10 protein-coding genes and 1 other RNA gene are annotated in these 11,784 nt (G+C 52.8%); 1 reads left to right on the plus strand and 10 read right to left on the minus strand.

Annotation, left to right across the window (positions count from 1 at the left end):
• The 10 genes from murD to rsmI form a co-directional block, all read right to left on the minus strand.
• A partial coding sequence (gene murD / locus ABYT30_RS09285; RefSeq protein WP_373096166.1) for a UDP-N-acetylmuramoyl-L-alanine--D-glutamate ligase occupies positions 1-1,320 on the minus strand: 1,320 nt, incomplete at its 3' end.
• Between the two features lie 21 nt (positions 1,321-1,341).
• Positions 1,342-2,424 (minus strand): phospho-N-acetylmuramoyl-pentapeptide-transferase, encoded by a 1,083-nt coding sequence (gene mraY, locus ABYT30_RS09290; RefSeq protein ID WP_373082571.1) that lies wholly within the window; start codon positions 2,422-2,424, stop codon positions 1,342-1,344.
• Between the two features lies 1 nt (position 2,425).
• Positions 2,426-3,790, minus strand: coding sequence for a UDP-N-acetylmuramoyl-tripeptide--D-alanyl-D-alanine ligase (gene murF / locus ABYT30_RS09295; protein ID WP_373096168.1), 1,365 nt, complete (start codon positions 3,788-3,790; stop codon positions 2,426-2,428).
• Positions 3,787-5,265, minus strand: coding sequence for a UDP-N-acetylmuramoyl-L-alanyl-D-glutamate--2,6-diaminopimelate ligase (locus ABYT30_RS09300; RefSeq protein ID WP_373096176.1), 1,479 nt, complete (start codon positions 5,263-5,265; stop codon positions 3,787-3,789). The genes murF and ABYT30_RS09300 overlap by 4 nt, the downstream gene beginning before the upstream one ends.
• Positions 5,265-6,995 (minus strand): peptidoglycan D,D-transpeptidase FtsI family protein, encoded by a 1,731-nt coding sequence (locus ABYT30_RS09305; protein ID WP_373096170.1) that lies wholly within the window; start codon positions 6,993-6,995, stop codon positions 5,265-5,267. Before ABYT30_RS09305 ends, ABYT30_RS09300 begins: the two co-directional genes overlap by 1 nt.
• Positions 6,979-7,314: a cell division protein FtsL gene (gene ftsL, locus ABYT30_RS09310; RefSeq protein ID WP_373083696.1), complete on the minus strand. Its 336-nt coding sequence runs from the start codon at positions 7,312-7,314 to the stop codon at positions 6,979-6,981. Before ftsL ends, ABYT30_RS09305 begins: the two co-directional genes overlap by 17 nt.
• Before the next feature lie 9 nt (positions 7,315-7,323).
• Complete coding sequence (gene rsmH, locus ABYT30_RS09315; protein ID WP_373083694.1) at positions 7,324-8,265, minus strand: 16S rRNA (cytosine(1402)-N(4))-methyltransferase RsmH; 942 nt, start codon at positions 8,263-8,265, stop codon at positions 7,324-7,326.
• A 12-nt stretch (positions 8,266-8,277) separates the two neighbouring features.
• Entirely contained in the window at positions 8,278-8,721 is a 444-nt protein-coding gene (gene mraZ / locus ABYT30_RS09320) for a division/cell wall cluster transcriptional repressor MraZ (protein ID WP_373083702.1), read from the minus strand.
• Positions 8,722-8,995: 274 nt separating this feature from the next.
• An RNA gene (gene rnpB, locus ABYT30_RS09325) (RNase P RNA component class A) lies at positions 8,996-9,346 on the minus strand.
• 54 nt (positions 9,347-9,400) lie between these two features.
• On the minus strand, positions 9,401-10,255 hold the full coding sequence (gene rsmI, locus ABYT30_RS09330) for a 16S rRNA (cytidine(1402)-2'-O)-methyltransferase (RefSeq protein WP_373096172.1): 855 nt from the start codon (positions 10,253-10,255) through the stop codon (positions 9,401-9,403).
• Positions 10,256-10,290: 35 nt separating this feature from the next.
• On the opposite strand from rsmI, the gene ABYT30_RS09335 reads away from it, so the two are divergent.
• A partial coding sequence (locus tag ABYT30_RS09335) for a penicillin-binding protein activator (RefSeq protein ID WP_373096174.1) occupies positions 10,291-11,784 on the plus strand: 1,494 nt, incomplete at its 3' end.

The raw sequence follows: 11,784 nt of genomic DNA on the forward strand, positions 1-11,784 counted from the left end.
CTCGGCAAAAACCTCACCGCGATGTTCGTAATGCTTGAACATATCGAAACTCGCGCACGCTGGTGACAGTAACACCACGTCACCAGGCTGCGCGTAGGCGGCCGCCGCGCGAACTGCAGAAGACATATCTGTAGCCAGTTCGGCGGGCAACCGGCCATCCAACATTGTGCGCATGGCTGGGCCGGCCTCACCAATAAACACCACCGCTCGCCCCACATCGACTAGGGTTTCTATTAAGGGTTTAAAATCCGCGCCCTTGCCAACACCACCCGCAATGAGCACCACCTTGCCGGCGCCACTCAAACCCCGCAAAGCAGAAACCGCAGCGCCAACATTGGTGCCTTTCGAATCATTGTAAAAACGCAAGCCCTGCCACTGCGCCACAAACTGACAGCGATGCGCCAAGCCAGTAAATTCCGTCAGCGTACTCAGCATGGCACTCATCGGTAAGTCTACCGCCGCGCCTAAAGCTAGGGCCGCTAGCGCATTGCTAATATTGTGTAAGCCGGCGATTTTCAAGGCCGACACAGGCAGTAAGGCTTCTCTAGCCAAGGCCAAGTGCTGCACGCCGTCTTCTTCGATTAAACCAAATGCCCGGAAATCTGAACGGCCTAAACCAAAGCTCCATTTCTCTACCGCATCGGGTACTAAGGGTGTGCTCAGGGCGTCGTCCCGATTAATAACCACTTTCTTACAGTCGCGAAATATCCGATGCTTAGCTTGGTGATAAGCAATCATATTGCCGTGATGATCTAAGTGATCTTCACTGACATTTAATACCGTCGCCACTTCGGCGCCAATAAATGCACAGCGTTCCAACTGAAACGAAGACAACTCCAATACATAAAGCTCGGCCCTGTCGTCCAGTAAATCTAACGCCGGAGTCCCTAAATTGCCGCCGACCGCGCAGCGCCGCCCTGCGCTTTTCGCCATTTCCGCCACGAGTGTCGTGACGGTGCTTTTACCGTTCGAGCCAGTAATAGCCACGATGGGCGCCTTGGCCTCACGGCAAAACCATTCAATATCACCAGTAATTGCTACACCGGCTGCCTTCGCTGCGGCCAGCGCCGGTTCAGCTAAAGAAATTCCGGGACTGACTATTAGCTCCGTCGCCGACAAAAACTGGTCTTTAGTAAACGCGCCTAGAATAGGTGTGAGCTGCGGAAATTCCGCGCGAAACAAATCGAGTTCCGGCGGCGCATCGCGGCTATCGGCAATCGCAAAAGACAAGCCTCGGCTGGTAAAATAACGGGCGATAGAAAGCCCAGTTTTACCTAAACCAATAATGACCCGCCTATTGTCGGATGCGATTAAACTCACTTTCGTTCTAACTCCCAATCCTTAACGCAGTTTTAGTGTTGCTAGACCAAATAGCACCAGCATGACGGTGATAATCCAAAAACGAACAATAACCCGCGGCTCTGGCCAGCCCTTCAATTCAAAATGGTGGTGTATTGGCGCCATACGAAAAATACGCCGTCCAGTTAATTTGAATGAAGCCACCTGTAAAATCACCGACACGGTTTCCAGTACAAAAATGCCGCCCATGATAAAAAAGACAATTTCATGGCGGGTAATGACGGCGATCGTGCCCAGTGTTGCACCCAGCGCCAAGGCACCGACGTCGCCCATAAAAACCTGCGCGGGATAGGTGTTAAACCACAAAAAGCCAAGCCCCGCGCCCGCCAACGCCCCACAAATTACGATGAGTTCACCGGCGCCTGCCACATAGGGAATGTGCAGGTATTCCGCAAATTTTACGTTACCGGTTAAATACGCGATTAAGCCCAGTGCGGCGCCGACCATGACCGTCGGTAAAATCGCTAAACCGTCTAGACCGTCGGTTAAATTCACCGCATTGCTCGCGCCAACAATGACAAAATAGGTCAGCAATATAAATAAAGGGCCCATTTGCCAGCTGAGGTTTTTCAAAAAGGGAAAAAACAACTGCGTGCTAACGGCACTGTCTGCCGTGATGTACAAATAAATCGCCGCGCCAAGCCCCGCCACGCTTTGCCAAAAGTACTTCCAGCGAGCGGGCAAGCCGCGAGGATTGCGCTCAATCACCTTGCGGTAATCATCGACCCAACCCACCGCACCAAAAATGGCGGTCACAATTAACACTGTCCACACAAAATGGTTGGTGAGGTCTGACCACAGCAAGGTACTGATAAAAATTGCAACCAAAATCAGCGCACCACCCATTGTTGGCGTGCCAGACTTACTGAGGTGCGACTGGGGACCGTCATCGCGCACCGACTGGCCGATCTGATAAAAGTTAAGCTTGCGGATCATCACTGGGCCAATAATCAGTGAAATCGCCAAGGCAGTTAACACCCCCAGTATGCCGCGGATACTCAGGTACTGAAAAACCCCGAACGCGCTGACGTACTGACTTAAATATTCGGCAAGTAGCAACAACATCTCAGTTGCCCCTCTGCGCTAAATCATCAGCCAGCACATCGACTACCACTTCCATTTCTGCACTGCGCGAACCCTTAACCAAAACCGTATCCCCTGCTTGTAAATAGTTTTTCAGGGCCGAGATCAAGCTCGGCTTATCGCTAAATGCACTGCCATTGTGACCAAATTCGGTCGCCATCATGCTGGCGTATTCACCAACAAAGAAAGCGGCATCGAGACGGTTCTCTCTAGCGTACGCCGCAATCTCTCGATGTTGCTGAGCTGCCTCTGCGCCCAATTCAGCCATGTGGCCAAGCGCAAGAATCTTTCGCCCCTTACTCGCACCCAACACCTCTATCGCCGCCCGCACCGAACCAGGGTTCGCGTTATAACTGTCGTCAATCACGGCGATGTCCGCGATATCGCGCCGCAACAGCCGGCCGCTTACCCCACGCACCGACTCCAAGCCACAAACGACCTCACCAAGACTGGCTCCGGCCGACAGCGCTGCCGCTGCTGCCGCTAGGGCATTGGCCACCATATGCCGACCCGACAGGGGCATACATACCTTGGCACTACCGGCAAAACTCACCAACTCAAAACGAACTCGGCCCGGCTCACTCAGATCAATATCACGCGCAAACACATCGACATCCTCCCGTACCAGGCTGAATAGGCGTTGCTGCACATGACTGGCATAGGACTGCCACAGTGCGCAATTAGCATCATCAGCATTGATAATGGCGAGGCCGCCCTTCGCTAAACCGCGAAATATCTCGCCCTTGGTTTCAGCCACACCCTGCAATGAACCAAAACCTTCAATATGTGCACGCTGAGCATTTGTCAGCACGGCAATCGTTGGCTCGGCGAATTCGCAGAGGTAGTGGATATCACCTTGTTTTGCGGCACCCATTTCGATAACCGCAAACTGGTGTTGCGCAGAGATCGCGAGCAAACTTAAGGGCACGCCAATCTCATTATTTAAATTGCCAGCTGTGGCGAACACTTCACCACACTGGGCAAAAATAGCCGCCAACATTTCTTTAGTACTGGTTTTTCCACTACTACCAGTAATAGCGACCAGAGGGCCGCCGAAACGGCGTCGATTCTCGCGAGCAATCAAGCCCAAAGCGCGACGGGTATCTGAGACCCTAACATTGGGCAGAAGATCCGTTGTGGCACTAACAATAGCGGCAACCGCGCCTGCTTGTTTAGCCGTCCCAACAAATTGATTACCATCGAATTTGTCGCCGCTAAGGGCAACAAAAAGATCGCCTTTTTGCACTTTACGACTGTCGGTGCAAATCCGCTCAACGGACAGATTCTCGCCACTCAACACGCCACCCGTGGCCACCGCAATTGCCTGTAGATTTAATGGCCCGATCATAGGGTCGGCCTCGCCGCCAGCGCCAGTCGCGCACACTGAATATCGCTAAAGGGCAGACGATGCCCTGCGATCTCTTGATATTCTTCGTGGCCCTTGCCCGCGATTAACACCACATCGCCAGGTTTAGCTGCCGCAATAGCAGTCGCAATCGCGGCGTCGCGCTCGGATACCACCTGCGGCGAACTGCGCATGCCCGAACAGATTTCGGCAATAATGGCCGTTGCCGACTCCGAACGCGGATTGTCATTAGTCACCACCACCGCGTCCGCAAACTCTTCTGCTATCGCTCCCATCAAGGGGCGCTTACTGCGATCTCGATCACCTCCGCAACCCATTACACACAGCAATTTTCCCGCGCTTAAGGGACGCAAGGTTTTGAGAACTTTCTCAAGGGCATCTGGGGTGTGGGCGTAGTCGATTACCGCCAACACGCCATCGGCGGAGCGCAGACATTCCATACGGCCAGGAACCGGCTTTAATTTTGGTATAGCCTCGGCAATGGCCTCTACCGTTACGCCTAAGCCGAGCAATACCGCCGTTGCCGCAATCAAATTCGACAAGTTAAATTCACCCAGCAACGGCGACTGCAGATCAAAGCTGCCCCAGGGGCTTTGGATTTTCGCCACAATACCCTGCATATCGCAGCGTGCATTTTGGGCGTAAACCTTGGCTTGCGAATCAGCAACACTAAAGTCGACTAACTGCTTTGCTGTCGACTCAGTCATTAGCTTGCGACCGAACTCGTCATCCCGATTGATCACCGCTAGGGGCAGACTCGGCCAGTTCAACAAGCGCGCCTTTTGTGCGCCATATGCTTCCATCGAGCCGTGGTAATCTAAATGGTCCTGACTTAGATTGGTAAATACAGCGGCGGCGAAGCTTAAGGCTGCCACGCGATGCTGGGCCAAACCATGGGAGGACACCTCCATCGCTGCCCAATTTGCGCCGCCATCACGCCAGTCACTCAAAAGTGCCTGAACCGATACCGCGTCGGGAGTGGTGTTGTTGCCACTGTTTAAACGTCCAAAGCGACCATTGCCAAGCGTGCCAATCAAACCGCAAGGTTGGCCGATCGCCTCTAGCAGCTGGGCGACCATCCATGCACAGGAAGTTTTACCATTGGTCCCAGTAATGCCTATAAGTTGCAGCTGTCGCGAAGGCAAACCGTAGAAGCGCCCCGCGATCTCACTAATGTGCGCCTCTAAGCGTTCAATAACGACGACCGGCAAGGACCACTGCGCAGCATCAAACGGCGCGTCAGCAATCACCGCCACCGCGCCTGCCGAAATGGCGGCGTGTATATAATCACGACCGTCCACTTCACGACCTTTGATGGCTAAAAACACATCGCCAGCCTGTACTTTCCGACTATCTAGCGCTAGTCCGGTCACGGGAAGGGCGGCAACTTCGTGGCTGAGGCCCGGAAGCAAATCGCCCAATAAGCGCGGTAATGTGTAGTTCTGCTGGTCTACCATCACGCTGCCGCATCTCCTTTGGTTTTAATTTTAGGTTTAGGCTCAGCTGCTTCAATATTATCTGGAGCGATATTCAATAAGCGCAAAGCGTCGGACACCACTTTGGAAAAGACCGGCGCCGCAACCAAGCCGCCAAAATAATCACCCTTGGGCTCGTCTATCGTCACCACGGCGACTATCCGTGGATTACTGGCCGGCGCTACACCGGCAAAAATGGAGAAATAGCGATCTTCAGCATAACCACCGGCTACCGCCTTGTGGGAGGTACCCGTTTTCCCCGCAATGCGATAGGCATCTACCTGGGCACGGGTTGCCGTGCCGCCCAGCTCAGTCACTTCCTCAAGCATATCGACGATTTGACGGGCTATCTTGGCGGAAATAACTTGCTGCTGAGTCGCTTTTTCCGTGCGTTTAAGCATGGTTACTTGCTGAAATACACCGCGATTGGCGAAAACGGAGTAGGCCTGAGCCAGCTGTAAATTTGTCGTCGTAATACCGTAACCAAAGGCAAACGTAGCGCGCTCAATTGCCCGCCAGTTAGGACGATTTGGCAGCATGCCGTTACTTTCACCGGGAAACCCTGAGCTCGTCGTCCGGCCCAAGCCAAAGCGGTCAAAAACACCCCAGACGTCGTGTTCATCGAGAGATAGCGCTATTTTTGTCGTGCCGACCTGACTGGATTTTTTCAAGACCTCAGCGACGGTGATCACCCCATAATTGCGGTGATCTTCCAAAACTTTTGGACCGACCTTTATGTACCCAGGGTTAGTATTAATCTGGGTATCTGGCTGATACTTACCGCTCTCTAAGGCAGCCACCATGGTCAAAGGCTTTACGGTAGAACCGGGCTCAAACATATCAATCACCGCGCGATTACGCAGTGCGTCTGGGCTCAACTGACTGCGGTTATTCGGGTTAAATGAGGGCTGATTCACCAGCGCCAGCACCTCGCCCGTTTCACTGTCAATAATAACGACCGAACCGGCTTTAGCGCCGGTTCGGTTTATTGCTGCTTTAAGTTCGCGATACGCTAGGTATTGCAAGCGCAGATCTATACTCAGTTGAACATCTTTGCCTGGGCTGGCCGCCTCCCCGGCGTCTATCTCTCTAATAATATTCCCGTACAAATCCTTCAACACCCGCTTCCTTCCCGGGGTGCCGTTGAGCCACTCGTCGTAGGTTAATTCCAGACCTTCCTGCCCTCGGTCATCAACGTCGGTAAAGCCCAATATATGCGCAGTCACTTCACCCGCTGGGTAAAAGCGACGGTACTCCCGCTGCAAATACACACCGGGAATTTTCATTTGCATAAGGGCTTGGGCCGCTGCGGGTGCCACATGACGACGCAAATACATAAACTGACTTTCACGGTAGCGCTCAACACGCCGCGATAGTTCACTTGTAGACATATCCAGCGCACCGGCCAATTTTGCCCAGTCGCCTTTCGCATTTTGCAACTCTTGGGGGTTTGCCCAAATCGAGGCCACCGGTGTGCTCACTGCGAGGGGCTCACCATTGCGGTCACTGATAATCCCACGGTGCGCAGGAATGACTTCGGTACGATTAGTGCGGGCATTACCCTGCCCCTGAAGAAACTGGTAGCCACGATCGACATCCAGCACCTGCAAGGTAAGCGTCCGCCACGCCAACAAAAATGCAAGCAGCAAAAGGCCGCCGACCACAATTCGGAAGCGCCAAGGCGATATTTGAACTTTAGCCTGCTTTACCATAACCCCGAACCATTTTGACCTCCCGCATTTTGGGCGCCTGCATTTTCAATTTTTGTACTGCAATATCTTGCACCCGATCCGGCGAAGCCCAGGTGCTTTGTTCTAGCAATAAACGTCCCCAATCTTCTTCTAACAACATTGCCTCACGGCGTAAATCCTGTAACTCGCCGAACAATTTCCGGCTTTTATGTGAGCTCTGAATCACGGCTACACAGGACAAAACCACTAATATCAGCAGCGCCGGCACCACCACGCCGCCCAGCGGGGCCGGCGTTGAAGCGACATTCCTCATACTATTGCGCTGCTTACCTTCCAACATGGCTCAACCTTAGGCACACTCGTCGTATGCGAGTTTTTCTGCAATTCGCATTACGGCGCTGCGAGACCTTGGGTTTAATGCAACTTCGTGATCAGTGGCTTTAACCGCCTTACCAATAATCTTCAATTTCCGATTCCGCTGACTTTCAGTAACCGGAATATAAGCGGGCACCTGTTCGCCTTCGGCTTGGCGTCGCATAAAGCGCTTCACAATGCGGTCTTCCAGCGAGTGAAAGCTGATAACAACCAGACGACCACCCACTTCTAAATTATCAACAACCTTGTTTAGTAGTTTTTCTAAATCCGTTAACTCGTCATTAATAAAAATCCGTATGGCCTGAAAGCTCCGGGTCGCCGGGTGCTTATGCTTTTCCCACGCAGGATTAGCTTCAGTAACAATTTTGGCTAACTGCAGTGTTCGAGTTATAGGCTGCTCTTCACGAGCAGCGATAATTGCTCTAGCGATACGTTTGGCAAAGCGCTCTTCGCCGTAATCCCGCAGAACTTTAGTAATCTCCGTTTCATCTGCAACAGCAATCCACTGAGCAGCGCTCATACCGCGATCGACGTCCATGCGCATATCTAAATCACCGTCGCGCATAAAACTAAAGCCGCGCTCCGCCTGATCCAGTTGCGGCGACGAAACACCCAAATCTAATAGCACACCGCTAAACGGTGCCACCAAACCACTCGACTCGGCGAGTTCGGCAAAGTCGGCGAAGGACCCACGGGCAATACTAAAGCGCTGATCCGCCTCTGCTAACTCAAGTCCTTCAGAAAATGCGTGGGCGTCTTTATCGATTCCCAGCAAGCGCCCCTCGGCGCTCAAGCGCCCCAGTATCTGGCGACTGTGACCGCCACGACCAAAGGTACCGTCGATATAACGACCACTGGTATCCGTTACCAGTGCCGCCACGGCCTCGTCGAGCAGTACTGTTAAATGCTGTTCCAAATGACTCACTCTCTACAATGACAGTGACAACATCTCGTCCGGCATATCATCACCCTCTCCCGCTGCACCAAGCCAGTCGAACCAACCCGACTCGCTCCACAGCTCTAATTTTTTACCCTGCCCGACAAGTAATAATTTCTTTTCAAGATCAGCGTAATCGCGTAATGGCGGCGGCAACAGCACTCGGCCATTCGCGTCCATTTCAAGAGGGGTGGCATAGCCGAGTAACAACCGCTGCGCCAGCCGCGCTTTGCGGTGAATATTCGGCAAGGCTTCAATTTTTGGCAGCAAATCTAGCCACTGAGGCTCGGGATAGACTAATAAGCAGCGCTCTTCAGTGTGCGCCGTGATCACCAAGCGGCCCTCACATACAGACACGAGGGCATCGCGTATTTTGGCTGGAATTGCCAAACGCCCCTTACTGTCCATTGTGATTGCATGACTACCTAGGAACACAAAACCCACCTTCTCTGCTTCAAAAACCCCAAAACACCACAAAAAACCACTTCTACCCACTAAACGACACTATAGGAACTTGCAAGCCCCAGTGTCAAGCGAGGATAGGAGCTAAATAGAGGGATTTTTCTTAAAAATGTCAGTAACTTGCGTGCAAAACTCGCTAACGAGACCACGCAGTTCGAAGCTTAACTTGCAGGAACAACAAGATGAGACAGCAACTTAATGAATTACATTAAGTTGTGCATATTTTTGCGAAAGAAGAGGGGGGTAAAAGGTGAGTCGGCCGATAAGCCGGGTTCTGTCTTGGACGACCATTCATCTGGGATCTGCGTCACCGCAGACCTCTAGCAGCCTACCCGAATCCACTGTGGGCCACAGCATTGGATTCCTATTTGGCCTTGCTCCAGGCGGGGTTTACCATGCCACGAACTGTTACCAGTCGCGCGGTGCGCTCTTACCGCACCATTTCAACCTTACCGGCAGCTTGCGCTACGTAGGCGGTGTATTTTCTGTTGCACTTTCCGTAGGCTCGCACCTCCCAGGCGTTACCTGGCGCCTTGCCCTGCGGAGCCCGGACTTTCCTCCCTGCAGCGAACTGCCGAGCGATCGTCTGGCCGACTCAACTGTAAGAATAACCAGTAGTCAGGACTGACGCAAGCGCTATTTACACTAGCAATCACAAAGGGTTTTCAATGCCGTACTGGTATAGCTGATTTTTCTTGATGCCGCTAATTTTCGCGCACAGTGCTGCCGCCTGCTTTAAAGGTAAGTCTTCGCGCAATATATCGAGCATTTCGATCACTTCCACGGGAAGACCGTCATCTCCGGCAAAGCCTGCAATTAAAAGCACACACTCACCGCGCTGCTGGTTACTGTCAGCACTGACAAATTCCAGCATCTCTGCAGCGGGGAGGCGCTTGACCGTCTCAAACATTTTGGTAATTTCCCGCGCCAACACCAGCACCCGCCCAGGCCCCATCACCGCTACCACATCTGCGACACAGTCTTTTATACGGTGAGGCGCCTCGTAGAAGATCATGGTTCGCCGCTCTCTAAGCAGTGTTTTAAAAACCCCCTGTCGCGCGTGCTGCTTTGCAGGCAAAAAACCCTCAAACATGAAACGATCCGACGGCAGACCTGCGACACTCAAGGCGGCGATCACTGCACAGGCCCCTGGAATTGGCACGACTTTAAACCCCTCGCGCAGCGCCAAATCAACAAGCTTATAGCCAGGATCCGACACCAGCGGCGTGCCAGCGTCAGAAATGAGGGCCAAGTCCTTCCCGCCCCGCAAATGGTCGAGCAAACGCTCCAAAGCGGCATTATTACTGTGATCATGATAGGCCACCAAGGGCGTATCAATGTCAAAATGCGTCAGCAAGCTTCGACTATGGCGAGTATCTTCCGCCGCAATAAGCGCAACTGTTTGTAGGACCTCTACGGCTCGGGGTACCATATCCGCCAAATTCCCTATTGGCGTCGCAACAACGTAAAGGGTGGGGCTAATTTCCACAACAACTGCCTCATTCATGATACTTGACCGCGCAGACTAACAATGGCTGATCAATGAAGACAAGAACTTTTGCTTTTGCACTCACTTGTGGCGTACTTGTCGGCTGTGCTTCCGCACCTCCGCCGATCAGCGTGTACAATCGGCCTGATATTAAGCGGGTTCCAGTGCAAGCTCGACCGGAAGTACAGCAACGTGGCGAATTCAACCCGGCAACCGCTGATGTGGCCCTGGTTGAACAATGGCTGCTTGAAGCCACAACCCTCGATAGCGATGACGCGGCAGATCTATTGCTCCGCGCCGCCGAAGTACTGCTTCGCGAAGGCGAGCTTGCCCGCGCTGATGACGTCGTTGGCGAGTTAATCCCCCCCGAATTAAGCTCCGGACAGGCCCTGCGCCTCGCCATTATTCGTGCAAGAGTTCAGCGCGGCCACGCCGAATTTGGTAGCGCCCTCGCCGAATTATCAGATCCACTTATTGAAGCCTCAGTGATCGACGCGCCGATACGTCAACAATTGCAATACAGCCAATTGCGCGCTTCATTATTCCAAATTGAAGGCGACCATCTCGCTGCCGCGAGGGAGTGGATATTTATTGACCCCATGCTAAATCCTAGCCAACAAGCAGCAAATCGCGAGTCAATCTGGCAGTCCTTAATGCAGATTCCCACTGCGACACTGATCGAGAACATCGGTAGCACGGGCAACCGCGATTATCTAGGCTGGCTTGAACTTGCATCCGTGGCCAAAGACAATCAGGGCGACATCGAAGCCCAAGTACGTCAGCGCGATGCCTGGCTAAACCGCTGGCCCACCCACCCCGCGCGATACTCTCTCCCTGGCGGCCTCGACAAATTAGATGATTTAATTGTCGAGCGACCCAATCAAATTGCCCTAATCCTCCCGGTAACCGGCCGCCTCGCCGCGTATGGCAAAGCGATTCGCGACGGCTTTTTCGCCGCTTATTACGAGACCTTAAATCAAGGCGGTAGCGTCCCTAAAATCAAACTGTACGACAGCAATAGCAACGACATAAACACGCTGTATCAACAGGTAGTTAACGACGGCAACAAATTAGTTATCGGCCCATTGGAAAAAGAGCAAGTAAGTGCATTGAGCACAAGTCATCCCCAAGCCATGACACTGCCCACACTTGCCCTAAACCGAATTGAAGGAAATAGTTTCCCTAGCGGCCTATATCAATTCGGGCTCAACCCAGAGGACGAAGCTGCGCAAATTGCCGACATCGCGCTAGCCAAAGGCCATAAACGCGCGTTAGTGATTACCCCAGAAGGCTCTTGGGGTCAAAAAGTGGCCGTCGCGTTTACCGACCGCTGGCAGCAATTAGGTGGCAAAATAGTAGCGAGCCAAACCTTTGACTCGAGTAAAAATAACTATTCAAAACAGATAAAAAGTATTCTCAACATCGACAAAAGCCAGCAGAGATTGCAACGCTTACAACAAATTATCGGCATAAGACCCAACTACGAGCCCTACCGCCGCACTGATCTCGATTTTATCTTTCTGCTCGCGCGCCCCAACGAAGGCCGC

It is taken from the genome of Zhongshania sp., assembly GCF_041623545.1.
Taxonomy (GTDB): Bacteria; Pseudomonadota; Gammaproteobacteria; order Pseudomonadales; family Spongiibacteraceae; genus Spongiibacter.

What these genes read in the sequence shown, in the direction of transcription:
- mraY (WP_373082571.1), bottom strand. Translation starts at nt 2,424, where the DNA reads ATGTTGTTGCTACTTGCCGAATATTTAAGTCAGTACGTCAGCGCGTTC.
- murF (WP_373096168.1), bottom strand. Translation starts at nt 3,790, where the DNA reads ATGATCGGGCCATTAAATCTACAGGCAATTGCGGTGGCCACGGGTGGC.
- ABYT30_RS09300 (WP_373096176.1), bottom strand. Translation starts at nt 5,265, where the DNA reads ATGGTAGACCAGCAGAACTACACATTACCGCGCTTATTGGGCGATTTG.
- ABYT30_RS09305 (WP_373096170.1), bottom strand. Translation starts at nt 6,995, where the DNA reads ATGGTAAAGCAGGCTAAAGTTCAAATATCGCCTTGGCGCTTCCGAATT.
- ftsL (WP_373083696.1), bottom strand. Translation starts at nt 7,314, where the DNA reads ATGTTGGAAGGTAAGCAGCGCAATAGTATGAGGAATGTCGCTTCAACG.
- rsmI (WP_373096172.1), bottom strand. Translation starts at nt 10,255, where the DNA reads ATGAATGAGGCAGTTGTTGTGGAAATTAGCCCCACCCTTTACGTTGTT.